Origin of the sequence: Streptomyces macrolidinus (genome assembly GCF_023887685.1) — a bacterium.
In the GTDB taxonomy this organism is placed as follows: domain Bacteria; phylum Actinomycetota; class Actinomycetes; order Streptomycetales; family Streptomycetaceae; genus Streptomyces; species Streptomyces macrolidinus.
In genome coordinates this window covers 35,416-59,473 of the sequence record NZ_JAMWMR010000017.1, presented here as the reverse complement: position 1 = coordinate 59,473, position 24,058 = coordinate 35,416, and the positions used below count along the sequence as shown (strand labels likewise).

Sequence of the window (24,058 nt, the reverse complement as noted above, 5' to 3'; positions counted from 1 at the left end):
GCGCCGCGCCCGCCGACGGAACGTTCCGTCGGCGGGCACGGGAAGGTCGTGAACCAGTCACGCGACCACGGGTCGAGGCCGGATCGGAGGGTATCGGGGGCTATCAGCGGGTATCGGGGGATCAGAGGGCCGGTGTAGGGATCAGAGGGAAAGGGAGATCTGAGCGCGGTGTCGGGGTCAGGTCAGTGGATGATGCCGGTGCGCAGGGCGACGGCCACCATCCCGGCGCGGTCGCCCGTGCCGAGCTTGCGGGCGATCCGGGCGAGGTGGCTCTTGACGGTCAGCGCGGACAGACCCATGGAGACGCCGATCGCCTTGTTCGACTGGCCTTCGGCGACCAGGCGCAGCACCTCGACCTCACGGCCGGACAGTTCGCGGTAGCCGCCCGGGTGGCTCGGGGCACCCGGGGGGCGGCGGTGCAGACGGGCGGCGGCGGCACCGATGGGGGCGGCGCCGGGCCGGGTGGGGAGCCCGATGTTCGTGCGGGTGCCGGTGACGACATAGCCCTTCACACCGCCCGCGAGGGCGTTGCGCACGGCGCCGATGTCATCGGCGGCGGACAGGGCGAGCCCGTTGGGCCAGCCCGCCGCACGGGTCTCCGACAGGAGAGTGAGGCCGGAGCCGTCGGGAAGATGGACGTCGGCGACACAGATGTCGCGCGGGTTGCCGATACGGGGACGGGCCTCCGCGATGGACGACGCCTCGATGACGTCGCGCACTCCGAGCGCCCAGAGGTGGCGGGTGACGGTGGAACGGACCCGAGGGTCGGCCACGACCACCATGGCGGTCGGCTTGTTCGGGCGGTAGGCGACCAGGCTTGCGGGCTGCTCGAGGAGAACGGACACCAGGCCTCCTGGGGGTGCGGGACGGGGCCGGCTCTGGGGGTGAAGCCGGGACGAACCGTGCTTTCAAGGTCACAGTCGTCTTCGGCATCACACACGTGCTCCTTTAGGGAATGATCACGATTTGGTGAGTAACAATCCGTGCAATTCGGACGAGCGAGCGATCAGACGAAGATCGATCGGGAGCGTTCCTTTGTCGATATGAGGTCGAAAGTGGTCGTATCGACAAAGTGATGACAAGGATCGTCAAGATCGTCCGGTCGGTCGACGGCAGCGACGGCAGCGACGGCAGCGACGGAAGAAGCGACGGGAGCGACGGCAGCGACTGGTGTCGGGCACGTGGCGTGTGTCGGCGCACGCGAGGGCGCGCCGTGGCGACGTAGCGGCACGGCGTGTCGGAGCCGGGGGAGCGGAGAGGGTCAGCGGGGGCGTGGGCCCCTGCGCTGCGGCAGTGTCACCACCGAGGTGTCGCCCGGAGCCGCCGGGGGCAGGCCCGCCACCTGGGACAGCAGATCGGACCAGGACGCCAGGTGCGCGGCCGTGTCCGGGGCGCCGCCGAGGCCCTCGTGCGGCGTCCAGGAGGCGCGGATCTCGATCTGGGAGGCGGCCGGGCGCGCGGAGAGCCCGCCGAAGTAGTGGGAGCTCGCGCGCGTGACGGTCCCGCTCGCCTCGCCGTACGACAGCCCGCGGGCCTGGAGCGCGCCGGTCAGCCAGGACCAGCAGACATCGGGCAGCAGCGGGTCGGCGGCCATCTCCGCCTCCAGCTCCGCGCGCACCAGCGTCACCAGGCGGAAGGAACCCTGCCAGGCGGCGTGCCCGGCCGGGTCGTGCAGCAGGACGAGGCGGCCGTCGGCCAGGTCCTCGCCGTCCTGGACGACCGCGGCCTCCAGCGCGTACGCGTACGGGGCGAGCCGTTGCGGCGGACGGACGGCCTCGATCTCGACCTCCGGTCGCAGGCGTGTGGCCCGCAGCGCGTCGACCGCGGCACGGAAGGGCACCGGAGTCGTCTCCGTCGTATGCGCCTCCCCCTCCTGCGCTTCGTCCATTCCGCCAGCGTCGTCCGTCAGTCGTCCCTGAGCCGCAGCCATGCGGGGAAGATTAAGCGGAAGAAAGCGGCTTCGCAGGGATTGCCTGCGGCGGTTTGGCCGGGAACGGCCGGGGTCTTGCCCCCGATGTTCCCCGCCTGTGCCTCATGGGAGACTTTCGGCGTGAGTGCGAACCTCCGCCCCGCGACGGGCCAGCCGACAGCGACGTACGACTCCGCCTTCCTGAAGGCGTGCAGGCGCGAGCCTGTGCCGCACACACCGGTGTGGTTCATGCGCCAGGCCGGGCGCTCGCTGCCCGAGTACCACAAGGTGCGCGAGGGCGTCCCCATGCTCGAGTCCTGCACGCGGCCCGAGCTCGTCGCGGAGATCACCCTCCAGCCGGTCCGTCGCCACGGTGTGGACGCGGCGATCTACTTCAGCGACATCGTCGTCCCGCTCAAGGCCATCGGTATCGACCTCGACATCAAGCCCGGCGTCGGCCCGGTCATCGAGCAGCCGATCCGCTCCCGCGCCGACCTGGCCCGGCTGCGCGATCTGACCCCCGAGGACGTCCCGTTCGTCACGGAGGCCGTCGGGCTGCTCACCGCCGAGCTGGGTGCCACCCCGCTGATCGGCTTCGCGGGCGCCCCCTTCACCCTGGCCGCGTACCTCATCGAGGGCGGCCCGTCGCGCAGCTACGAGCACACCAAGGCGATGATGTACGGCGACCCGGAGCTGTGGGCCGACGTGCTCGACCGGCTCGCGGACATCACGGCCGCCTTCCTCAAGGTCCAGCTCGACGCGGGCGCCTCCGCGGTGCAGCTCTTCGACTCCTGGGCCGGCGCGCTCGCCCCGGCCGACTACCGCCGCTCGGTCATGCCCGCCTCGGCCAAGGTCTTCGACGCCGTCGAGGAGTACGGCGTCCCGCGCATCCACTTCGGCGTCGGCACGGGCGAGCTGCTCGGTCTGATGGGCGAGGCGGGCGCGGACGTCGTCGGCGTCGACTGGCGGGTGCCGCTGGACGAGGCCGCCCGCCGGGTCGGCCCCGGCAAGGCCCTCCAGGGCAACCTCGACCCGGCGGTCCTCTTCGCCCCGCGGGAGGCCGTCGAGGCCAAGACCCGCGAGGTGCTCGACGCCGCCGCCGGACTCGAGGGCCATGTCTTCAACCTCGGCCACGGCGTCATGCCCCACACCGACCCGGACGCCCTCACCCGTCTCACGGAGTACGTCCACACGCAGACGGCCCGCTGACCACCCCGCCACCGGCCCACCGGGCGGTGGGCGGGTCAGGCATCGTGGATCTCCCCGGTGAGGGCGGCGTAGGCGCGGAGGCGGTCCGGGTGATCGGGCGTGCCGTCGATCCGCCGGGCCGCGAAGAGGCCGGCCGAGGCCGGCAGCCACGGTGCCTGGCGGACGACCAACTCGTCCCCGGGGCCGACGACTTCGTCCAGTACGGCTTCGACGAGCAGGTGGTTGAGGTGGACCAGACAGTCGGCGATGGTCACCCCGGCGGTGGCCACATGCAGCTCCCGCCGGACGGGAGCGCGGCCTCGCGGGTCCCGGTCGGCCAGGACCCGTACCACGGTGGACAGACGGGTCGGCAGTTCGGCCGACCCGTCGAAGAGCTTCAGCAGTCGGCGCAGGGTGGTGCTCTCCTCGGCGGGTGCCGGTCCCTGCCAGGCGGCTGACCCGTCGTCGGCCACATGGCCGAAGACGAACCGGTCCCTGAGGTTGTCCGGGTTTCCGGCGAGGAAGACGGTCCGGGTGAAGTCGCGGCGCCAGCCGACGGCCGCGGACGCGTCGACGCGCGCGGCGAACGCGCACGTGGCGCGCACCCAGGTCGGCAGGTCGAAGTCGCGCAGCACGCAGACCGCCTGCACCTTGGCATCCTGCGCGGCCCGAGTGATCTCCCGCTGTGCGGCGAGCAGCCCGTCGGCGGTCAGCAGGTCGAAGCGCGCGGCCAGTTCGGGCCGGGCGGTGGCGATGCGCCGAGCCACCTCCGCACGGAGCAGTTCCTGGGAAGTGGTCACAGGTAGACCGCCGACAGCAGGTCGTCACTCGGTGCCGGCCGGTGTCTGGCCAGCAGACCGGACGTCAGCCGGTACGGATTGACGTAGAGGTGGTCACCGCGGTGGCGGGAGAGTACCTCCGGCAGCGGCGCCGGGTCGGTGGTCCTCGTGCCGGACAGCAGCCGGGCGGCACGCGCCAGACTCTGGCGCAGCGCCTCGTGGCGGAAGGACTGCTGCTGGCCCTGGCCCAGCCCGGCGATGAAGTACAGCCGCATGCCCAGTCGGAGCACCGGCTCGTCGTACTCGGCCGCGGCCCTGCTCAGCAGCGCGCCGGTGGTGTGGTCGTGCCAGTCACCATGGCGCGCGGAGCGGATCTGCCCGTCGATGGGGACCCGGCCGAGAGTGACCCTGCGGATGGTTGCTCCGAACTCGGACAGTGTGCGCTCCAGCAGCAGGTAGTCGGGTTCCAGCTCGCGGTCGTACAGCAGCACCGTCTCGTCGAACCGCGGTGCCAGCGGTATGAGTTCCCGTAGCGCGCAGGCCAGGTAGTTGGGTCGGCCCCGGGCATCGACGATCTGGCGCAACGGCAGCCCGTACCGGGTGGCGTCGAGGAAGACCGGTCCGCCGTAGGCGCGTTGGTCGAGACACATACCGACGGCGCCGAGGCGGTCGATCGCCTCCTCCAGCCGCAGTCCGGGCGGCTGATGCGCGAGCAGTCCGGGGTCGTGCATGCCGAGGCGTGCGTAGTGCGCCGTCCACAGTTCCAGGACGCGGGCGCTCGCCGGGTGAACCCAGCCGTGCAGCTCGACCGCCTCCGCGTACGGCCGCAGGGCGGCGAGGCCGGCCCGCTGCCCCGCGGCCCGGTAGCCGACGTACAGCTCGCCGATGGCCTCCTCCGTGAGACCGGAGTAGTCGGTCTCCCCGGCGGTGCGGTCGAGGTACTCCCAGAACCCGAGGGTCTGCTCGGTGGGGTGGTAGGTGGTGGGGCTGTACCGATAGGTCACCTCGGCCAGTCGCGCGGTGGCCCGGTACATCACGTCGGTCCACAGCAGCCCTTTGAGATGGCTCGGGGTCAGGGGCTTGGACGGGGTCACGGTGATCGGTGCCAGCAGCACCCGGCGTCGCGCCGCACCGCGGGGCAGCCGCGCCTGGTCGCGTGCGGGGGCCGGACCGGCGGTGCTCCCGCCGGTCCCTGTCGCGCTCGTCATCTCAGCTCCGTCGACCGTGGACGAAGAACACCCGGCGTACGGCGGTCACGGAACGGTCCGGTACCGGGTCGGGCCAGCGCCCGTAGTCGGCCGCCGGTTCGCCCGGCTGCGTGGCCTCCACGGTGAAGCCGTGCGCGGCGAACAGCGCTTCCGGCTCGTCCGTGCCGGACACCCACGGGCAGCCCCAGTCGGCGAACACGTCGAGCAGGTCACGCATGTCCGGCAGGGTCAGCGAGGCCGCGTTGACGACGTCGGCGGCGATCCGGCTGCCCGGCTTCATGATCGCCGCCACGCGGTCGAGGACGCGGCGCGTGTCGTCGTCCGGGAGGTAGTAGAGCAGCCCCTCCAGCAGCCAGGTGGACGGTCGTTCCGGGTCGTAGCCCGCGGCTGTCAGCTCGCTCTCCCAGTCGGGCGAGGTGAGGTCGAGGGCGATCGAGCGATGGTCGACCCGCGGTCGTACGTCCCGCAGCAGCTCCTCCTTGTAGGCCAGGATCGCGGGCCGGTCGACCTCGAAGTAGCGGATGCGGGAGGGCCAGTCGAGCCGGTAGGCGCGCGAGTCCAACCCGGCGGGCGCCAGCACGATCTGGTTCATCGCCGGGTCCTCGGCCGCCTCCTGGAGGAAGTCGTCGAAGAACCGCGTGCGGATGGCGTTGTAGTCCGGGGTGCTCGGCACGGTGCGGTCCGCGTCCTTGGGGAAGGTGGCCGCGCGGACCGCGCGGAGCAGATCCGGGCCTCCCTCCCCGGCCAGCCGGGCCGCATACGGGTCGTCGTAGAGCCGGTCCTCCCGCGCGGTCTCCGCCGCGCGCAGCGCCGCCGTCAGGAGCGCGGTCCGCTCGACGGCGTCCAGCTTCTCGGTCATGCCGTGCCCCCTTCGCCGACCGGATCGGTGCCGGTCAGCCGCTCCCAGAGTTCGTGGTCCTGCCGGAACAGCCGGTCCTTGACCTGGGTCGGCCGGATGCCGGTGGCGACGCGGGCGTGCCAGTCCCGCAGGAAGGCGTCGCCGTCCAGACGCCGCACGGTCACGAGGCCGAGGCGGCCGGTCGAACGCGCCGTCCGATACGCGGCGGACTCCCGGCCGATGGCCGTGTCCAGCTCGGAGGCGAAACGATTCGTCTCCTGTTCGCTCCACCTGTCGCGGGCCGCGACAGCGAACTCGTAGTGCGCGACCGCGCCCTCGGGCCGGTCCGCCACCCGGCAGGCGGCGTTGCGGACGTCGAGACCGGTCGCCCGGGCGGCCTCGGCGAGCGCGCGGATGACCTGGGCGTCGCGCAGCCGCTCGCCGACGGCGTCCGACCGGGTGCTCCGGCCCGCGTACTCCACCCGTGGGACGCCGCGGACCCGGTCGACGACCCGGACCACGTCACCGACCGCGTAGCGGTACAGGCCGCCGATGTGGCTGAAGATCACGTGGTAGTCGCGGCCCGGCTCCAGCTCGTTCATGGTGAGGGTCAAGGAGTCGGGCCTGATGTCGGACTCGGCGTCCAGGAACTCGTAGGCCGAAGCGGTCACCACCAGGGAACCGGCGGAGCCGTGCCGGTCGAGGGCGACACCGACGGGTCCCTCGGACGCGGCCACGGGCGCGGGCAGCGCGGTCACACCGGGACCGAACTCCTCACGCAGCCGCTCCAGATAGAGCGACGCCATGCCTGTCGTCCAGAAGAACAGCGCCCGCATACGAGGCCAGACATGGGCCGGGCGCACCGTCCCGAAGTGGTCGGCCAGCCGCTCCAGCGTGGCCGCCCGCTCCGGGTCGGGAGTGCCGTACGGTACCCCGCCGAGCGTGCCGTCGCGGATCTCCTTGACCAGCCGGGGCCACCAGAGGGTGAGCTGGTAGGGCAGGGCGGCGACCATCGCCGGGTTGATCCCGATGACGCAGCGGACATCGCTCTCCACCGCGAGGCGCAGCCGCAGGTAGGCCTTCTCCAGGTGGTCGTTCTCCTCGACGGGCACCGGGAGAGTGCCCCACGATGCGAACGTGCCGGGCTCGGCGGACAGCGGCTCGCCGAACCTGGTGCCGAGGTCGACCTGGCTCGCGCCGACATGGGGCCGGCCCGAGGCGGTGGTCGGGGGCGTGGGGCGCGGGTCGTGCTTCAGGTTCAGGACGGCGTCCGGCCGGTCGAGCACGTCGGGGAAGTGCTCGATGAGCGGGGCCCAGGCCGCGTAGTAGAAGGGGAAGAAGGTCCGGCGCATGAAGCCCGGGGTGACCGGGATCTTCTTGTGGGAGCCGGTGGTGCCGCTGCTGGTGAAGTACACCGCCGGGTCGTCCGCGCTCAGCAGGTTGCTCTCGCCCGCCGCCATCCGCTCGATCCAGGGGGCCAGCGCCGCGTAGTCGTTGATCGGCACCGCTTTGCGGAAGTCGTCCAGGGAGCGGATCGCACCGAAGGAGTGGGCGCGGCCGTACTCGGTGTCGGCGTTGTGTTCCAGCAGTTCGGACAGGACCCGGCATTGGTGGTCGTCCGCGTCCGCGAGCGCGGCTTCGAGGTTCGCGCGTTCTTCGAGGACCCGCTTCCGGTAGTCGCGCATCCTGGACGGGTCCGTCCATAACTCAGCCGATTTCACGGTCCATCACCTCTCCTAGTATCTGTACGGTCCGCGAGACGTGTTCCTGCTCCTCGACGACGGTGACCGGAAGGTGCTGGACCTCTTCCCACATGGCCGCGCGCAGGTCGGACTGGAACTTCTCGAACGATGCCTGGTCGGGCTGTTCGCCGTAGTACTCCAGGGAGTTGGTCCAGGCTCCTTCGCCGCAGCGCTGCCAGGCGGTGGTCGTCGACACCTCGAGGAAGACCACGCGGTGCGGCTGGGGAAAGGTGCGCCACCAGTCGAACACCGGATGTCTGTCGACTCCGGCGAGCCGGCACTTGGCGAGGATCTTGTAGTAGTACGAGTCGACCAGAACCGGTGCTCCGCCCGGACTGCGCTCGATGCTGTCGCGCAGATGGACCGTCGCCGTCTGCAGCAGGCTGACCATGAAGTCGAGGGAGTAGCCGTGGTGCAGATCCGGCAGGACATCGGCGACCAGGTTGCGGCGCAGTCGTCCGATCAGGGAGTGGCCGGACTCCAGGAAATCGTCGTCGAGGGAGACGATGTGCCAGGACGGCGCGTGGTCGGCGAGTTCTGTCAGCGCGGACGACTTGCCGGCGTAGTCGGTGCCGAGAAGCACGACGAACGGGGGTGTGGTGCGCAGCGCACCGGATGCGGGGTCGCGGGTGCCCATGAGGGTCGTGGCATCCCCCGTCATCAGCGGGCCTCCGCGCCCGGACAGTGTGTCCCGGCGCCGTGAAATCCGCGCCGCACGGGGTATCCGGAAGCGGGCACCGGTCGGTGGACCGGAGGGCGGTGCCTTCTCCGCGTGGAATTACTCAATGAGTCAGGGACGGTGGACCGTAAACCGGAACCTGCCGAAGTCGACACGCTTTCCCCCAATTTCGATGTGCGGTTCCATCGGCTCGCGCAGTTCATCCCCCTGTGCGGAGCCCATGGCTTGACCAACCGGGCAGACCATATTGCACCTCGCATTGTGGATCAAGACCCGATAGTCCCCCGCCCGATGGGCCGAAAGGGATCGTTGCACGCTGAATGTGCCTCTGGTTATGGGGCATCAGGGGGCCTGCCGCTTTCCGTAGACCGAGGCCGAAGGCTCTTCGCGGGGGCGGCTTTGCATCGCCTTCAACGGCGTTTCTTCTTCGCCCTGCCAGGGCCCCGCCCCTACCAGGACCCTCGCGCCTGACTGCCCCACAGTGGGCCGGGTGGTTGGGCGGGCTGTGGTGGCGATGGGGTGTTCCGGCGCAGTGGCCAGGCGATCAGCATGCCCACGATGAAGCCGACCACGTGGGCCACATACGCCACGGTCCCGGCCGAGGAGACGGCGCTTCCGGACGAGTAGATCGCCTGGAGCACGAACCAGAAGCCGAGCACGATCCACGCGGACAGCCGCAGCGGCAGGAACAGCAGGAACGGCACCAGGATCCAGACCTTGACCCGGGGATAGAGCACCAGATACGCGCCGAGCACGCCCGCGATGGCCCCCGAGGCGCCGATCAGCGGGTCGCGGGAGTCGGCGTTGAGGAGCGCGAAGCCGTACGCCGCCGCGTATCCGCAGGCCACGTAGAACACCAGGTACCGGATGTGGCCCATGCGGTCCTCGATGTTGTTGCCGAAGATCAGCAGGAACAGCATGTTGCCCAGCAGATGCAGCCAGCTTCCGTGCAGGAACATCGCGGTGAGGACGGAGACCGGCGGCGACTTGTCGTAGTCCGGTGGCGCGACCACACAACCCGCGCCGTGCGGGCCGACGCCAACCTCGCCCGTGGGGACCAGGTGGGGCATCTGGCCGTGGATCAGCTCGCGCGGGACCGCCGCGTACTGGTCCAGGAACGCCTGGAGATGACAGAGCTGCGCGAGGTTGCCCTGTCCCGCCACCGAGCCCGCGAGGCCCGGGGTGCGCAGGAAGACCACGACGTTGATCAGGATCAGCGCGTACGTCACGTAGGGCGTACGCCGCAGCGGGTTCACATCTCGGACGGGGATGACCACAAGGAAGTACTGCCCGGGATGGACCGGGCGAATCGGTGAATCCGGCGATCAGGAAGGGTGGACTTCAGCGGCGCGTTCCTCGGTGGTCTCAGTGGGGGGTGGCCGGTCCTTCTGGGCCGTGGCCGGGGTACTGGGGCGGTGCGGGCGGTGCCGGGAGCCTGCGCGCCGCCCGGCGGGGGCGTACCAGCCGTATCCACACCAGCACCAGCAGCCCGACCGGTACCAGGAAGGGCAGGGCCGCGGCGAGCGCGAGGCCGATCCAGCGCAGCATCGTGGCCAGGACATGCCAGCCACCCGCCAGCGCGTCCCCGAAGCCCGTCCGCTCGTCGTCCTTCGCCGCCTCGTGCACCGGCGTCTCGGACAGCGAGAGGGTGATGGTGGCGAAGCCGGTGCGGTTCTTCAGGGACGCCTGCTGGGCCAGCAGCGCCTCCAGATCGGCCTCGCGCGAACTCAGTTCCCCTTCCAGGGAGACCACATCGCTCAGCTTGGTCGCCTTGTCCATCAGGTCGCGCACGCGTGCCACGCTGGCGCGCTGCGACTTGATGCGGCTGTCCACGTCGACGACCTGCTCGGTGACGTCCTCGGCCTGGGCGGTGCGATCGAGGAGCTTGCCCGTGCCCTGGAGGTCGGCGAGCACCGCGTCGTACTTCTCGGTGGGCACCCGCAGGACGATCCGGGTGTGCTCACGGCCCCCGGAGTCGCGGTCGGTGTTCTCCTTGCCGACATAGCCACCCGCGTTCTCGGCGGCCGTCCGTGCCGTGTCGATCGCCTTTGGTACGTCCTTGACCTGCACGGTCAGCGACGCCGTACGGATGATGTCCTGCGCGGCGAGGCGGGGTGCGGCGGTAGCCCGCCCGGCGCCGCCGCCCTTGGCGTTGTCGGTGGCCCCCTGCTGCTCGGCGCCGGGCGCGGCGGCCTTGGCACCGGCGCGGTCGGCGGAACTCTTGCCGCCGGAATCGGTGGCGGTGCCGCTGCAGCCCGCGAGCGCGAGCGTGGCGGCGAGCAGGGTCGCGGACAGTAACCGGACCGGCCGTACACGGGATCGTGGAGCGTGCATGCGGGTGTCCCCCCGAGGGTCGTTGGTGACGGATGTTCCTGTCGAACATTCGACGCACGACCCGGCCGGAACGTTTGGCCGAATCCGGTCCCGATGCGGTCACGGTTGGGACTCGGCGGGGACACCCGGCCCATGCGGGACGGGGTCATGATCGGGACGCGGCAGGGTCCACCCGGCCCATGCGAGCGCCGTCACGGGGTCTGAGAGGCTTGGGGTCATGAGCGCAGATCGGGCCCGCGCGGACGCGGGGCATGTCGTTGTCGTCGGAGGCGGGATCGCGGGACTGGCCGCGGCCCACCGGCTGCTGGACCGAGGCGCCCGGGTGACGGTTCTGGAGGCCTCGGACCGGATCGGCGGGAAGCTGCTGCCCGGCGAGATCGCGGGCGTACGGGTGGACCTCGGGGCCGAGTCGATGCTGGCGCGGCGGCCCGAAGCGGTGGCGCTCGCCCGCGAGGTCGGCCTCACGGACGACCTGCAGCCCCCGGCCACCGCGACCGCCTCGATCTGGACACGCGGCGCCCTGCGGCCGATGCCCAAGGGGCACGTCATGGGCGTGCCCGGCGCCGCGTCCGCGCTCTCCGGCGTGCTGTCCGACGACGGCCTGCGCCGGATCGAGCGCGACGCCGAACTGCCGCGCACGGAGGTCGGCGACGACGTGGCGGTGGGCGAGTACGTGGCGGCGCGCCTCGGCTGCGAGGTCGTGGACCGCCTGGTGGAGCCGCTGCTCGGCGGGGTGTACGCGGGCGACGCGTACCGCATCTCGATGCGCTCGGCCGTCCCGCAGCTCTTCGAGGCCGCCAAGGAGCACGACTCGCTCACGGAAGCGGTCCGCGCGATCCAGGCCAGGGCCGCCGCGGCGCCGCAGACGGGCCCGGTGTTCATGGGCATCGCGGGCGGTGTGGGCCGGCTCCCGCTCGCCGTCGCGGAGTCCGTACGGGCGCGGGGCGGCGAGATCCTCACGGGGACCCGGGCGGACGCGCTGAACCGCACCCCCGAGGGATGGCAGGTCCTGATCGGGAACCGCGTGCTGGACGCGGACGCGGTGGTCGTCGCCGCGCCCGCCCGGGCAGCCGCCGAGCTGCTGCGCCCCACGTCCCCCGGCGCCGCCGACGAGCTGCGCGCCATCGAGTACGCCTCCATGGCCCTCGTCACGCTCGCCTACCGCCGTGCGGACATCGCCCTGCCCGAGGGCAGCGGCTTCCTGGTGCCGCCGGTCGACGGGCACACGATCAAGGCGTCGACGTTCGCCTCGCAGAAGTGGGGCTGGCTCGCCGAGCAGGACCCGGACCTGGTCGTGCTGCGGACGTCCGTCGGCCGCTACGGCGAGACCGAGATCCTGCGGCGCGAGGACGACGACCTCGTGGACGTCTCCCGGCGCGACCTGCGCGAGGCGACCGGCCTGGACGCCGCCCCGGTTCAGACCCGCGTGACCCGCTGGACCGACGGGCTGCCCCAGTACCCCGTCGGCCACCACGCGCGCGTGGCGCGCATCCGCGCGCGGGTCGCGGAACTTCCGGGCCTGGCCGTGTGTGGTGCGGCCTACGACGGCGTCGGCATCCCGGCCTGTGTCGCGAGCGCGTACGCGGCCGTGGACCAGCTCGGCGGTGACCTGTGCGGTGTGCAGCAGCTCACCGCACACCCGGTGCAGAGCCTTCACGGCGGAGCGGGAGAATAGGAACATGAGTGACGACGCCACCACCACCGAGACCGGCAGGATCCCGAACAAGGGCAAGCTGGCCAAGGACCTCAACGAGGTCATCCGCTACACCCTGTGGTCGGTCTTCAAGCTGAAGGACGTGCTGCCCGAGGACCGCACGGGGTACGCCGACGAGGTCCAGGAGCTGTTCGACCAGCTCACCGCCAAGGACGTGACCATCCGCGGCACGTACGACCTGTCGGGCCTGCGCGCCGACGCCGACCTGATGATCTGGTGGCACGCGGAGAACAGCGACCAGCTCCAGGAGGCGTACAACCTCTTCCGCCGTACGAAGCTGGGCCGGGCCATGGAGCCGGTCTGGTCGAACATGGCGCTGCACCGCCCCGCCGAGTTCAACCGCTCGCACATCCCGGCGTTCCTCGCCGACGAGACGCCGCGCGACTACATCTGCGTCTACCCGTTCGTGCGCTCGTACGACTGGTACCTGCTGCCCGACGAGGACCGTCGCCGTATGCTCGCGGACCACGGCAAGATGGCCCGCGGCTTCCCGGACGTGCGCGCCAACACGGTCGCCTCGTTCGCCCTCGGCGACTACGAGTGGATGCTGGCCTTCGAGGCCAACGACCTGCACCGCATCGTGGACCTCATGCGTCATCTGCGCGGTTCCGAGGCCCGGATGCACGTCCGTGAGGAAGTGCCGTTCTTCACCGGCCGCCGCAAGTCGGTCGCGGACTTCGTCGCCGGGCTCGCCTGACGCTACCGGCTACCGGCTACCGGCTACCGGCTACCGGCTACCGGTTCACCGGCACCGGCTCCTCGACGACCCCGCCGTGCGCGGGGTCGTCGGTGTTTCCAGGCCCGCCTTGCCGCGCTCACACCGGCTGCCGGAACAGGACCCGGCGGGTGGCGCGGGCCAGTCGGGCCGCGGGGTGGCGGGACGGCGGGGTCGGGCCCGAACGCTCCAGCCACCAGGCGCGCAGCCGCCGCCGGGTGGCGGTGTCCGCCGACTGCCCGCTGAGGAGCACCTGTTCGGCGAAGTCGAGGGCGTCGCGGCGATAGCCGCCGGTCATGGGGTGGCCCTCGGCGTAGGCGAGGAAGGCGGGCCGGTACGACTCCCCGAGGATCACGGGCAGTTCGGGCGCGACCTTCGCCACGACACTCGCCCGCTTGGCGGCGAGCGCACGCGCCTGCACACCGAGCCGCACCCGGTCGAACCCCTCCGGCGCGGGGGTACCGGCGACGAGCGTGGAGAGCAACGCGGCCTGCGCGAGCGCGAGTTGCTGACGGGCCGGGGCGGTGTCGACGGCGGCCTTTCGTTCCACCGCTTCGCGCGAGAGCGGGTCACGGGCCTTCACCGTCGCCGTCTCCACCCGCTCCGCCGTCTCCACCCTCACCGCCTTCTCCACCGTCTCCCGGATGACCGCCAACTCCCGCTCCAGCTCGGCCGGTTCGGGGAAGTTGTCGTCGCGTTCCAGGAGCACGCCGGGCGGGGATGTCCGGGACGCGAGGTCGGCCAGGACGTCGAGGACGGGCCGTGTCACCGGGTGGGCGTGGCTGTCGTGCCAGACGCCGTCGCGTTCGAAGCCGCCCGCGACATGGACGTACGCGAGGGCCTCGACGGGCAGTTCGTCCAGTGCCCTCGCCGGGTCCTCGCCCCGGTTGACGTGGTTGGTGTGGAGGTTGGCGACATCGATCAGCAGCCGTACGCCGGTGCGGTCGGCCAGCTCGTACAGGAACTGACCCTCCGTCAACTCCTCGTCCGGCCAGGCGAACAGCGCTGCGATGTTCTCCACGGCGAGCGGGACGGGCAGCGCGTCCTGCGCGATGCGGACGTTCTCGCACAGGACGTCCAGCGCGTCGCGGGTGCGCGGGACCGGGAGCAGATGACCGGCCTCCAGGCGCGGCGAGGCGGTCAGCGCCCCGCCCGCCCGTACGAACGCGATGTGCTCGGTGACCAGCGGTGAACCGAGCACCTGCGCGCGCTCGGCGAGGGCGGTCAGCCGCTTCTCGTCGGGCCGTTCCGCGCCGCCGAGGCCGAGGGAGACGCCGTGCGGGACGACGGTCACGCCGCGCTCGCGCAGCCGGAGCAGCGACTCGGGGAGATGCCCCGGGCAGACGTTCTCGGCCACGGTCTCGACCCAGTCGATGCCCGGCATGCGCTCCACCGCGTCGGCGATCTCCGGCCGCCATCCGATGCCCGTTCCCAGTCGCACCCTCGTCCCCCTCCTTCGACGGACCGCCCCCTGTGTGACCACGTCATGGCCCCGGAGTACGGGACCGAACCCTCCTGCGGGGACGTTCAGAGCAATACTTGAGGTTCCGGACGTCGGCCCTGCGAGTCAGTCCCGCAGGGCCGGATGGTCCGCCACCACGGTGCAACTCCCGGGCGCGATCTCGGTGTAGCCCGCGTCCCTCACCAACGGCAGGCCGGACCCGGTCAGTTCGCTCCAGTACCGCGGGTCGGCGGTGCGGACGGCGAGGGGGAAGCCCGCGTCGCGCCAGGACGCGCGCTCCTCGTCGGGCAGGGCCCACCAGGCGAGTTGGGCGCCATGACCGGCCTGGGCCATCGCCTTGCCCGCCGACATCTCCAGGCCGGGGTTGAGCCACAGCACGGGGGTCACCCGGTCCGCGTCCAGGGGCGGCTCCGGGTCGTCGAGGTCCGTGCCCGACACCTGGAGCCGGGCCAGATCCTTGGGCCAGCCGTCCAGCGGGACGGGCGGATAGACCCGGACCTCCGCCGACTTGCCCGTGACCGTGATGCCCGGCAGCGCCTCGGCCCGCCGCCATTCCGCGCCGCGCGCCCGGCGCACCACCTTGCGGATGCGCGCGTCCTGCCAGTCCCGCATCGCCTCGGCCCACTCGCCCTCGCCCAGCGAGCGCTCGTCGCTCAGGATCACGAGGACGGCGCGCGCGGCGGTCTCCAGGGCGTCGGTGCGTGCCGGAGGGGCGGCGCGTTCGATGCGGACGACGAGTGGCAGGACGAACTGCCGTGCCTCGTCGGCGTCGGTGGGCTCGGAAGGGGAGGCTCCCTGCGGGGCGGAGGTCTGGTCGCTGGTCACGTCGTCCAGTCTGCCAGGCGGGGGTGCGGCGCGACGTGGGGGAGAGCGGCGACCGTCGTCCGTATCGGGACGCGGTGCCTCACGCCCGTCCGGCCGACGCCGCGATCAACTGGGAGACCTTGGCGAACCGGTAGCCCCGCGCGCGGAGTCGGGGCACGACCGTCCGGACCACCTGTTCGGTCAGCGGCGCCCCGGCGCGCGTGCAGTGCATGACGACCACGGAACCGGGCCGCACCCCGTCCAGTACCTGCCGTACGACCGTCTGCGCGTCCACCGCGAACGCGTCGCCGCTGGGCACGTCCCACTGGACGGCGGTGAGACCGAGCGAGCCGATCACCCGCAGGGCCTCGTTGTCGTAGCAGCCACCGGGGAAGCGGAAGTACGGCATCGGACGGGGCACGCCAGCTCTGCGGATCGCGGTGTCGGCGTGCTCCACGTCCGCGCGCATCCGGTCCTCGGGCAGCGCCGGCATTCCGAAGCAGCCGCGAATGAAGGCGTAGTGGCTGTAGGAGTGGTTGGCCACCTCGAAGAGCGGGTCGCGCCCGATCGACCGGGCCTGCGCGGGGTACGCGTCGGCCCACCGGCCCGTCATGAACACGGTCGCGGGCACCTTCGACGCACGCAGCGCGTCGATCAGCCCGGGGTTGTCGAAGTGTTCCCCGGCCGCCGCGCGCGACTCGTCGTCCGCGGTCATGTCGGCGTCGAAGGTGAGGGCGACGATCTTCTCGTGGGTGGTCGCGCGCTTGAAGACGGGCGTCAGCCCGCCCGGTCCCGGAACGAACGGGGGAGGCGTCGACGCCGGCCCCGAGGGGATCGTCTCCAGTTGCACGGGCCGAGGGGCGTCGGAGGCCCCACAGGCGGCGAGCGCCGCGACGAGGGCACAGAGGGGGGCGATACGTCGTACAAGAGAGATCACCATACGAACGTAATGGCGGGAATGAGAGGGAATGCCCACCTGCCGCCCGCGCCGGGCGCCCCGGCCCGCGAAGTCACCCGCCCGGCTGCCCGATCAGGGTCGGCAGGCTCGTCAGGGCTCGTCAGGGCTCGGCAGGGCTCGTCAGGGCTCGGCAGGCTCGTCAGGGCTCGTGGGTGAGGAACGTCGTCGTGGGGTCCAGTGGGGTTGTGGGGTCGGTGCTGCCCGGCAGGTCCGGTGGGGGCTCTGGTTCGTTCGGCAGGCCGGGCAGGGGTTCTTGGGTCGCGGTCTTGGGCGGTGGTGGATGGGGTTCCTGTTGTTGGGCCGCTCGTTCCAGGAAGCGGAGGAGTTCCACCGGGAAGGGCAGGACGAGGGTGGAGTTCTTCTCGGCCGCGACCGCCACCACGGTCTGGAGCAGCCGCAGTTGGAGCGCGGCCGGCTGGTCGGCCATGACTCCGGCGGCCTCCGCCAGCTTCTTCGACGCCTGGAGTTCCGCGTCCGCGTTGATGACGCGCGCGCGGCGCTCGCGGTCCGCCTCGGCCTGGCGGGCCATGGACCGCTTCATGGTGTCCGGCAGCGACACGTCCTTGATCTCGACCCGGTCGATCTGCACACCCCAGCCCACGGCCGGGCTGTCGATCATCAGCTCCAGGCCCTGGTTGAGCTTCTCCCGGTTCGACAGCAGATCGTCCAGATCGCTCTTGCCGATGATCGAACGCAGCGAGGTCTGCGCCATCTGCGAGACGGCGAACCGGTAGTCCTCGACCTTGACCAGCGCGTTCGCCGCGTCGATCACCTTGAAGTAGACGACGGCGTCCACACGCACGGTCACGTTGTCCCGGGTGATGCCCTCCTGCGCGGGGATCGGCAGCGTCACGATCTGCATGTTGACCTTGTGCAGTCGGTCGATCACGGGGATCACCATGGTGAAGCCCGGCGGCCGGGGCGTGTCCACGAGCCGTCCGAGGCGGAAGACCACCCCGCGCTCGTACTGCTTGACGACCCGTGCCGCGGCGGTCAGATACACGAGCCCGCTCGCACCGGCCGCGACCAGCGCACCCACCAGCTCCGGGAGCATGAGACCTCCTCGTCGAGAGGTCGGATATATCTGCTTCTCTCACGATAATTCCGGCCGATGGTGCGAGGCGAGGGCAGTCCGGGCCGGTGAGGGGTCGGCGATGGGCCGGTGATGGACTGGTGAAGCCGTGGATGCGCGGCCGTGGAGCGAGGCCCCGCCGGTGCGGCGGCGGGACCCGGGGGAGCGCGGAGCCTGCGGTCTCCCTGTCAGCCGCGGGCGGGCGTCACCCGTACCGGTTCCGTCCCCGCCGCGCTGTGCCGCTCCGCCCAGTGCGCCAGGGCCGTACGGCAGGCGTGGTCCAGATGGTGCAGCCCGGACAGGTCCAGCTCCACGGGGCGGTCCTGCGGCAACGCCTCCAGCGCGCCGAGGAGCTTCGGCAATCGCAGGAACGTCGCGTTGCCCGACAGATGGACCTGCACCGGACCCGCGCCCTTGTCGACGACGTCCAGCCTGAGGTGCGAGGCCTCCCACGCGGTCTTCACCACGGACAGCGCCAGTCCGACGAGCACGCCCTCGAACATGCTGACCACCATGACCGAGACCGCCGTGACCACCAGGATCAACGCCTCGCCCGGATGCTCGCGCCACAGCGCGACCAGGCGTCGTACGGGCACGAGCTTGGCGCCCGAGTACACCAGGACGCCCGCGAGGGCCGGGATCGGGATGTACGCCAGCAGGGACGGCAGCAACGCCGCGAACAGCAGCAGCCACACCCCGTGCAGCACCCGCGAGGCCTTGGTCCGCGCCCCCGCCTGGACGTTGGCCGCGCTGCGGACGATCACCGCGGTCATCGGCAGCGCGCCGAGCAGCCCGCACACCGTGTTGCCCGCGCCCTGCGCGATCAGCTCGTGGTCGTACTGGGTGCGCGGACCGTCGTGCATCCGGTCCACGGCGGCGGCGCTGAACAGCGACTCGGCCGACGCGATCAGGGTGAAGGCGACGACCGTGCCGAGCATGCTCACGGTCGCCAACTCGCCGAAGGCCTCCAGGGGCGGTGGCTGAAGGGACTCCAGCAGGCCCCGTACCTCGACGGTGGCCACCGGCAGGGCGAGCGCCGTGGCCGCGGCCGTGGCGAGGCCGACCGCCGCGAGCGGCGCCGGGACCGTACGGACCGCGGGCGGCAGGCGCTTCCACAGCACGAGGACGGCGATGGTGCCCGCGCCGAGCGCGAGCGACGCCGGTGCGCGGCTGCTCTGCGCGGCGTCGACGAGCACCTGCGGCAGCCCGGCTATCTTCGCGAGGCCCGAGGCCGGGGCCGTGGCGTCGGCCACCGGGTAGAGCTGTCCGGCGATCAGGACGAGCCCGATACCGGCCAGCATGCCTTCCACGACCGAGACCGAGATGGCCCGGAACCAGCGCCCGAGCCCGAGGGCGCCCAGGGCGAGCTGGAGGAGCCCGGTGGTGAGCACGACCGCGCCGAGCACGGGCAGCCCCGAGTCCCGGACCAGCTCGAAGACCAGCACGGTCAGCCCGGCCGCCGGTCCGGAGACCTGAAGGGTGCTGCCGCGCAGCAGACCGGTGACGAGGCCGCCCACGATCCCGGTCACCAGACCGAGTTCGGCGGGCACGCCGGAGGCGACGGCCACGCCCACGCACAGCGGGAGCGCGACCAGGAACACGACGAGGGAGGCGGCGAGGTCCTGCCGCAGATGAGGGAACCTCTTCGGCGCGGTCATCGGGTCCTCACCGCGCCGGAGTCGGGCCGCGGGCGCGGTGACCGCGCGCGGGCATGAGCCTGATCGACAAGGGGCTGCATGTGTCAGTTCCTCCTGGCGCGCCTCGGTCGGCGCGTCGGTGTGACAGAACGGGCAGATGCGGGCACGACGACACGACCCACGTCGGGACGCTCGGCCGACGTGGCGTGGTGGGGGGAGGTCGTGGTCAGCCCGTACCCGGAGAGCGGCTCAGCTCGGCCGCGACACCTGGGGCGCCGCGAGGCGATGAGCGGCCCCGGGTCTGGAGACGCGCGGCGGGGCGGGCCGGGCGGCGAGTGCGGGGACGGTCGTCATGTCGGATGCCATGCGGACCCTCCCCGCGGCGTGCGTCCGTTCGGCGCGCCGTCGGCACGCCCTGACGGATACGGTACGTGATGGCTCCGCCACGGTGCGGTTCGGGTAAAGAAGAGCCCAAAAATCGAGGTGAGGATGGCTGGAACTTGTCGAAGCCGTATGGCTGTTCGGTTCGGCTGCGACTGGTGGTGCTGCGGCTCGGCTACGGCGTCACGAGGCCCTTCGCGTCACGGGCGAGGGCGGTGAGGCGGGAGATCGCGCGGAAGTACTTCTTGCGATAGCCGCCGTTCAGCATCTCCTCGCTGAACAGCCGGTCGAACGGCAGCCCGGAGGCGAGCACCGGCACCTCGCGGTCGTAGAGCCGGTCCGCGAGCACCACGAGCCGCAGCGCCGTCGACTGGTCCGGGACCGGCTGCACGTCGGTGAGGCAGACGGCCGCGAGGTCGTCGGTGAGGGCTCCGTACCGGCTGGGGTGGACGCGCGCGAGATGCTTCAGCAGCGACGGGAAGTCGTCGAGGGAGGCGCCCGGGGTGGCCTGGGCCGCCCTCGTCACCTGCTCGTCGCTGTAGGGGGCCGGTGCCTCGGGCAGCCCCCGGTGCCGGTAGTCCTCGCCGTCGATGCGCAGCGTACGGAAGTGGGCGGACAGCCCCTGGATCTCGCGCAGGAAGTCCACGGCGGCGAACCGGCCCTCGCCGAGCTTGCCCGGCAGGGTGTTGGACGTGGCGGCGAGCGCGACGCCCGCCTCGACGAGCTTGCCGAGCAGGCTGGAGACGAGGACCGTGTCGCCGGGGTCGTCCAACTCGAACTCGTCGATGCACAGCAGACGGTGGCCCGACAGCGTCCGCACCGTCTGCTGGAAGCCGAGCGCGCCGACCAGGTTGGTCAGCTCCACGAAGGTGCCGAAGGCCTTGAGCGAGGGCTCGGCCGGGGTCGCGTGCCACAGCGAGGCGAGCAGATGGGTCTTGCCGACTCCGTAGCCGCCGTCGAGGTAGACGCCACGGGGACCGGCGGGGGCCTTGGGGGACTTCGCCTTCGCCTTGCCGAATCCGAAGAACGAGCGCTTGGCGGGGGCGGCGGCACCCCCGAGCCCGGCGGCGAAGCCTTCGAGGACGCCTACGGCCTCGCTCTGGCTGGGCTGGTTCGGGTCCGGGATGTACGTGGCGAACCGGACCGAGTCGAAGCGCGGCGGCGGCACCATCTCGGCGACGAGCCGGTCGGCGGGCACATGCGGCTCGCGGGCGCACAGGGACAGCGGGACCGCTTCGGCTATCGGATCGGTCGCGGGGACGGCGGTGGAGGACGACACGATCCACCACTCTAATTGCCGTGCCACACTGCACGACATGCGACGCCTGTTCCCTGTGACCGACCAGACAGTGACCTCGCCGCCGGGCGCGGCCCCGCGGAGCGGGGAGGTTCAGGGCGACGCGCGCGCGGACCGCGAGTGGACATTGGCGGAACTGGCCGCCGCCTACGCCTACCCCGAGCCCCACTCTGGCCGCCGGGAGCCCTGGCTGCGCGCCAACATGGTCTCCTCGCTCGACGGCGCCGCCCAGCACGACGGGCGCTCCCAACCGATCTCCTGCGCCGCCGACATGCGCATCTTCGGCACGCTGCGGGGCCTCGCGGACGCCGTGCTGGTGGGTGCCGAAACGGTACGGCAGGAGCAGTACCGCCCGGCCCGCGCGCGCGAGGCCTTCGCGGCCCGGCGCGCGGCGGCCGGACAGGGGCCCGCGCCCGCGATCGCCGTGGTGAGCAGGGGCCTCGACCTGGACTTCACGCTGCCGCTGTTCACCTCGCCCCTGGTGCCCACCCTCGTCCTGACCGGGGCGGGGGCGCCGCAGGAGCGCGTGGCGGAGGCCGAGAAGGCGGGTGCCCGCGTGGTGATCGCCGGGGAGGGCGCGAGCGTGGACCCGGCGCGCGCCGTACGGGCCCTCGCGGACCTCGGCCTGACCCGGCTGCTGACCGAGGGCGGCCCCCGGCTGCTGGGCCAGATCGTCGCGGCCGGGGTGCTGGACGAGATGTGTCTGACCCTCTCGCCTATGCTCACGGCGGGTGACGCGCAGCGGATCGCCTCGGGGCCCGCGGTGGCGGTGCCCGAGCGGTTCACCCTGGCCGCGTTGCTGGAGGAGGACGGATTTCTGTTCGGCCGGTACTGCCGGACCTGAGATCACGGGGCAGGATGGTTTCCGCAGGGCCTCGACGGCCCATGGACGAACGAGACCCCTCGGGGCCTCGCAGGAGAAGGGGCGCGTGGCGTGTTCACGAGCGTACTGATGATCGAGAAGGCCCTCACGTCCGCTGACGTCGAGTTCGTCACCACCTTGCACGGCGAGGAGCCGGTCTCCTTCCACGTCCTGTTGCAGCCGCGCGGCGACCAGGCGGACCGGCTGCTGCGGGCCATCGACGACATCGCCCTCGGCGAGCTGGACGAGGCGGCGCACGAACGGGAGACCCCGGAGGGCAAGGACGCCGAGGCGCTCGGTCGGCAGGCCCTGGAGGTGTCGCTGTCCGCGCTCCACGCGGCGGGCAGCGAGGCGAAGGGCCACATCGTCGAGGACCATCCGCTGGAGGCGCTCAAGGCGCTGGTCGGCGAGAGCGGCGCGGACGAGGTGATCGTGCTGACCGACCCGCACTACGTGGAGGAGTTCTTCCACCGCGACTGGGCCTCGCGGGCCCGGCACAAGGTGGGTGTGCCCGTGCTCAAACTGTTCTCGCACAGCAAGGCGTAGTCCCGACCGGGCGGTGCGGTGTACGGGGTTGCTCGCGTCACGGCATAGGCTGGGCCGCTGACCGCAGCCGTACCAGCACCCAGGAGACACGCATGGCACCCGGCCTCCCCACCGCCATGGACCGACCGCACTTCATCGGCATCGGCGGCGCCGGAATGTCGGGTATCGCGAAGATCCTCGCGCAGCGGGGCGCCAAGGTGACCGGCAGCGACGCGAAGGACTCCGCGACCGCCGAGGCGCTGCGCGCGCTGGGCGCGGTCGTCCACATCGGTCACGCGGCCGAGCATCTCGCCGACGACGCGACCTGTGTGGTCGTCTCCTCCGCGATCCGCGCGGACAACCCCGAGCTGGCCCGCGCGGCGCGGCTCGGCATCCCCGTCGTGCACCGCTCGGACGCGCTGGCCCGTCTGATGGACGGTCTGCGCCCGATCGCGGTCGCCGGTACCCACGGCAAGACGACGACGACGTCGATGCTCGCGGTGTCCCTGACCGAACTGGGCCTCACGCCCTCGTACGCGATCGGCGGCGACCTGGACGCCCCGGGCTCCAACGCCGAGCACGGCGCGGGCGAGATCTTCGTCGCCGAGGCCGACGAAAGCGACCGCAGCTTCCACAAGTACGCGCCCGAGGTCGCGATCGTCCTCAACGTCGAACTGGACCACCACGCGAACTACGCGTCCATGGAGGAGATCTACGACTCCTTCCGCACCTTCGCGGACCGGATCGTGCCCGGCGGCACGCTGGTGATCTCGTCGGACCACGAGGGCGCGCGCGAGCTGACGCGGCGGCTGGACGGCGCGGTGCGCACGGTGACGTACGGCGAGTCGCCGGACGCCGACGTCCGCATCCTCTCGATCACCCCGCGCGGCCTGACGAGCGAGGTGACGGTGGTCCTGGACGGCGCGGAGCTGAGCTTCGCGGTCTCCGTCCCCGGCAGCCACTACGCGCACAACGCCGTGGCCGCGCTGGCGGCGGGCGTCGCCCTCGGTATCCCGGCGGCCGACCTGGCCCCGGCGCTGGCGGCGTACACGGGCGTCAAGCGCCGCCTCCAGCTCAAGGGCGAGGCGGCCGGGGTGCGGGTCATCGACTCCTACGCGCACCACCCCACCGAGATGACCGCCGACCTGGAGGCGATGCGGGCCGGGGCCGAGGGCCGCGTCCTGGTGGTCTTCCAGCCCCACCTCTTCTCCCGCACGCAGGAGCTGGGCAAGGAGATGGGCGAGGCGCTCGCGCTGGCGGACGCGTCGGTCGTCCTCGACATCTACCCGGCCCGTGAGGACCCGATCCCGGGCGTGACGAGCGAGCTGATCATCGAGTCGGCGCGGGCCGCGGGCGCCGAGGTGCAGCCGGTGCACGACAAGGCGGGTGTCCCCGAGGCCGTGGCGGGAATGGTCAAGCCGGGGGACATGGTTCTCACCATGGGCGCGGGTGATGTCACGGAGCTGGGCCCGCGCATCCTGGACCGTCTGTCGAACCAGCCGAACCAGTCGAAGTAGCCGAACCGAGGGGCTGACACTCATGGCGTACGACGTCGAGAAGCCGGACGAGCAGTGGCGTGCGGAGCTGAGCCCGGCGGAGTACACGGTCCTGCGGCAGGCCGGCACGGAGCCCGCCTTCACGGGTGAGTACACGGACACCAAGACCAAGGGTGTCTACTCCTGCCGTGCCTGCGGCGCCGAACTCTTCACCTCGGAGACGAAGTTCGCCTCGCACTGCGGCTGGCCGAGCTTCTACGACCCGCGCTCCTCGGACGCGGTGGAACTGATCGAGGACCGCTCGCACGGGATGGTGCGCACGGAGGTGCGCTGCGCGAGGTGCGGCTCCCATCTGGGCCATGTCTTCGAGGGCGAGGGCTATCCGACGCCGACGGACCAGCGCTACTGCATCAACTCGATCTCGCTGCGGCTGGTTCCGGCGGAGGACTGACCGGCCC

22 protein-coding genes are annotated in these 24,058 nt (G+C 71.8%); 7 read left to right on the top strand and 15 right to left on the bottom strand.

The annotated features are described in order from the left end of the window. Positions 1-182: 182 nt before the first annotated feature. On the bottom strand, positions 183-845 hold the full coding sequence (locus NGF19_RS19250; protein WP_043444816.1) for a response regulator transcription factor: 663 nt from the start codon (positions 843-845) through the stop codon (positions 183-185). 416 nt (positions 846-1,261) lie between these two features. Beyond that, on the bottom strand, positions 1,262-1,930 hold the full coding sequence (locus NGF19_RS19245; RefSeq protein ID WP_252426227.1) for a DUF3000 domain-containing protein: 669 nt from the start codon (positions 1,928-1,930) through the stop codon (positions 1,262-1,264). A gap of 120 nt (positions 1,931-2,050) precedes the next feature. On the opposite strand from NGF19_RS19245, the gene hemE reads away from it, so the two are divergent. After that, positions 2,051-3,118: a uroporphyrinogen decarboxylase gene (gene hemE / locus NGF19_RS19240; protein WP_252426226.1), complete on the top strand. Its 1,068-nt coding sequence runs from the start codon at positions 2,051-2,053 to the stop codon at positions 3,116-3,118. 35 nt (positions 3,119-3,153) lie between these two features. On the opposite strand, the gene NGF19_RS19235 is transcribed toward hemE, so the two are convergent. From NGF19_RS19235 to NGF19_RS19205, 7 genes are all read right to left on the bottom strand, one after another. Further along, positions 3,154-3,897 (bottom strand): DUF6182 family protein, encoded by a 744-nt coding sequence (locus NGF19_RS19235; protein WP_252426225.1) that lies wholly within the window; start codon positions 3,895-3,897, stop codon positions 3,154-3,156. After that, positions 3,894-5,084 (bottom strand): hypothetical protein, encoded by a 1,191-nt coding sequence (locus tag NGF19_RS19230; RefSeq protein ID WP_252426224.1) that lies wholly within the window; start codon positions 5,082-5,084, stop codon positions 3,894-3,896. The genes NGF19_RS19235 and NGF19_RS19230 overlap by 4 nt, the downstream gene beginning before the upstream one ends. 1 nt (position 5,085) lies before the next feature. Beyond that, entirely contained in the window at positions 5,086-5,943 is an 858-nt protein-coding gene (locus NGF19_RS19225) for a class I SAM-dependent methyltransferase (RefSeq protein ID WP_252426223.1), read from the bottom strand. After that, positions 5,940-7,607: a GH3 family acyl-acid amido synthetase gene (locus NGF19_RS19220; RefSeq protein WP_252426222.1), complete on the bottom strand. Its 1,668-nt coding sequence runs from the start codon at positions 7,605-7,607 to the stop codon at positions 5,940-5,942. The genes NGF19_RS19225 and NGF19_RS19220 overlap by 4 nt, the downstream gene beginning before the upstream one ends. 22 nt (positions 7,608-7,629) lie before the next feature. After that, the gene (locus NGF19_RS19215) at positions 7,630-8,325 is read right to left on the bottom strand and encodes a hypothetical protein (RefSeq protein ID WP_252426221.1); all 696 of its coding nucleotides are present in this window, start codon (positions 8,323-8,325) and stop codon (positions 7,630-7,632) included. A gap of 467 nt (positions 8,326-8,792) precedes the next feature. Then, the gene (locus NGF19_RS19210) at positions 8,793-9,620 is read right to left on the bottom strand and encodes a rhomboid family intramembrane serine protease (protein WP_252426220.1); all 828 of its coding nucleotides are present in this window, start codon (positions 9,618-9,620) and stop codon (positions 8,793-8,795) included. A gap of 88 nt (positions 9,621-9,708) precedes the next feature. Beyond that, positions 9,709-10,677, bottom strand: a complete 969-nt coding sequence (locus NGF19_RS19205) for a DUF4349 domain-containing protein (protein WP_252426219.1) — start codon at positions 10,675-10,677, stop codon at positions 9,709-9,711. A gap of 217 nt (positions 10,678-10,894) precedes the next feature. Here NGF19_RS19205 and hemG point away from each other — a divergent pair, with 217 nt between their 5' ends. Then, positions 10,895-12,352, top strand: coding sequence for a protoporphyrinogen oxidase (hemG, locus tag NGF19_RS19200; protein WP_252426218.1), 1,458 nt, complete (start codon positions 10,895-10,897; stop codon positions 12,350-12,352). A 4-nt stretch (positions 12,353-12,356) separates the two neighbouring features. Continuing rightward, the gene (gene hemQ, locus NGF19_RS19195; RefSeq protein WP_252426217.1) at positions 12,357-13,088 is read left to right on the top strand and encodes a hydrogen peroxide-dependent heme synthase; all 732 of its coding nucleotides are present in this window, start codon (positions 12,357-12,359) and stop codon (positions 13,086-13,088) included. A gap of 118 nt (positions 13,089-13,206) precedes the next feature. Here the strand turns inward: hemQ and NGF19_RS19190 are convergent, their stop codons facing one another. The 6 genes from NGF19_RS19190 to zapE all read right to left on the bottom strand — a co-directional run bounded on the left by NGF19_RS19190 (position 13,207) and on the right by zapE (position 20,699). Further along, complete coding sequence (locus NGF19_RS19190) at positions 13,207-14,490, bottom strand: MbnB/TglH/ChrH family RiPP precursor modification enzyme (protein WP_252426307.1); 1,284 nt, start codon at positions 14,488-14,490, stop codon at positions 13,207-13,209. Between the two features lie 183 nt (positions 14,491-14,673). Then, the gene (locus NGF19_RS19185; RefSeq protein ID WP_252426216.1) at positions 14,674-15,393 is read right to left on the bottom strand and encodes a peptidyl-tRNA hydrolase; all 720 of its coding nucleotides are present in this window, start codon (positions 15,391-15,393) and stop codon (positions 14,674-14,676) included. Between the two features lie 79 nt (positions 15,394-15,472). Further along, positions 15,473-16,309 (bottom strand): polysaccharide deacetylase family protein, encoded by an 837-nt coding sequence (locus NGF19_RS19180; RefSeq protein WP_252426306.1) that lies wholly within the window; start codon positions 16,307-16,309, stop codon positions 15,473-15,475. Between the two features lie 160 nt (positions 16,310-16,469). Next, positions 16,470-17,384 carry a slipin family protein gene (locus NGF19_RS19175; RefSeq protein ID WP_252426215.1) on the bottom strand — a complete coding sequence of 305 codons (915 nt, stop codon included), beginning with the start codon at positions 17,382-17,384 and terminating at the stop codon, positions 16,470-16,472. Between the two features lie 206 nt (positions 17,385-17,590). Next, a complete protein-coding gene (locus NGF19_RS19170) occupies positions 17,591-19,060 on the bottom strand; it encodes a SulP family inorganic anion transporter (protein ID WP_252426214.1) in 1,470 nt (489 codons plus the stop codon). A gap of 535 nt (positions 19,061-19,595) precedes the next feature. After that, positions 19,596-20,699, bottom strand: a complete 1,104-nt coding sequence (gene zapE / locus NGF19_RS19165; protein WP_252426213.1) for a cell division protein ZapE — start codon at positions 20,697-20,699, stop codon at positions 19,596-19,598. Between the two features lie 37 nt (positions 20,700-20,736). On the opposite strand from zapE, the gene NGF19_RS19160 reads away from it, so the two are divergent. From NGF19_RS19160 to msrB, 4 genes are all read left to right on the top strand, one after another. Further along, positions 20,737-21,561 (top strand): pyrimidine reductase family protein, encoded by an 825-nt coding sequence (locus tag NGF19_RS19160; RefSeq protein WP_252426212.1) that lies wholly within the window; start codon positions 20,737-20,739, stop codon positions 21,559-21,561. Positions 21,562-21,651: 90 nt separating this feature from the next. Then, on the top strand, positions 21,652-22,125 hold the full coding sequence (locus NGF19_RS19155) for an indole-3-glycerol phosphate synthase (protein ID WP_252426211.1): 474 nt from the start codon (positions 21,652-21,654) through the stop codon (positions 22,123-22,125). A gap of 92 nt (positions 22,126-22,217) precedes the next feature. Beyond that, positions 22,218-23,621: a UDP-N-acetylmuramate--L-alanine ligase gene (murC, locus tag NGF19_RS19150; protein ID WP_252426210.1), complete on the top strand. Its 1,404-nt coding sequence runs from the start codon at positions 22,218-22,220 to the stop codon at positions 23,619-23,621. Between the two features lie 22 nt (positions 23,622-23,643). Beyond that, on the top strand, positions 23,644-24,051 hold the full coding sequence (msrB, locus tag NGF19_RS19145; RefSeq protein WP_252426209.1) for a peptide-methionine (R)-S-oxide reductase MsrB: 408 nt from the start codon (positions 23,644-23,646) through the stop codon (positions 24,049-24,051). Positions 24,052-24,058: the final 7 nt, after the last annotated feature.

Coding starts and splice junctions, on each gene's coding strand:
- NGF19_RS19245 (WP_252426227.1), bottom strand. CDS start 1,930: ATGGCTGCGGCTCAGGGACGACTGACGGACGACGCTGGCGGAATGGAC.
- NGF19_RS19230 (WP_252426224.1), bottom strand. CDS start 5,084: ATGACGAGCGCGACAGGGACCGGCGGGAGCACCGCCGGTCCGGCCCCC.
- NGF19_RS19225 (WP_252426223.1), bottom strand. CDS start 5,943: ATGACCGAGAAGCTGGACGCCGTCGAGCGGACCGCGCTCCTGACGGCG.
- NGF19_RS19220 (WP_252426222.1), bottom strand. CDS start 7,607: ATGCGCGACTACCGGAAGCGGGTCCTCGAAGAACGCGCGAACCTCGAA.
- NGF19_RS19215 (WP_252426221.1), bottom strand. CDS start 8,325: ATGACGGGGGATGCCACGACCCTCATGGGCACCCGCGACCCCGCATCC.
- NGF19_RS19205 (WP_252426219.1), bottom strand. CDS start 10,677: ATGCACGCTCCACGATCCCGTGTACGGCCGGTCCGGTTACTGTCCGCG.
- hemG (WP_252426218.1), top strand. CDS start 10,895: ATGAGCGCAGATCGGGCCCGCGCGGACGCGGGGCATGTCGTTGTCGTC.
- hemQ (WP_252426217.1), top strand. CDS start 12,357: ATGAGTGACGACGCCACCACCACCGAGACCGGCAGGATCCCGAACAAG.
- NGF19_RS19190 (WP_252426307.1), bottom strand. CDS start 14,490: ATGCCGGGCATCGACTGGGTCGAGACCGTGGCCGAGAACGTCTGCCCG.
- NGF19_RS19175 (WP_252426215.1), bottom strand. CDS start 17,384: ATGCTCCCGGAGCTGGTGGGTGCGCTGGTCGCGGCCGGTGCGAGCGGG.
- NGF19_RS19170 (WP_252426214.1), bottom strand. CDS start 19,060: ATGACCGCGCCGAAGAGGTTCCCTCATCTGCGGCAGGACCTCGCCGCC.
- NGF19_RS19160 (WP_252426212.1), top strand. CDS start 20,737: ATGCGACGCCTGTTCCCTGTGACCGACCAGACAGTGACCTCGCCGCCG.
- murC (WP_252426210.1), top strand. CDS start 22,218: ATGGCACCCGGCCTCCCCACCGCCATGGACCGACCGCACTTCATCGGC.
- msrB (WP_252426209.1), top strand. CDS start 23,644: ATGGCGTACGACGTCGAGAAGCCGGACGAGCAGTGGCGTGCGGAGCTG.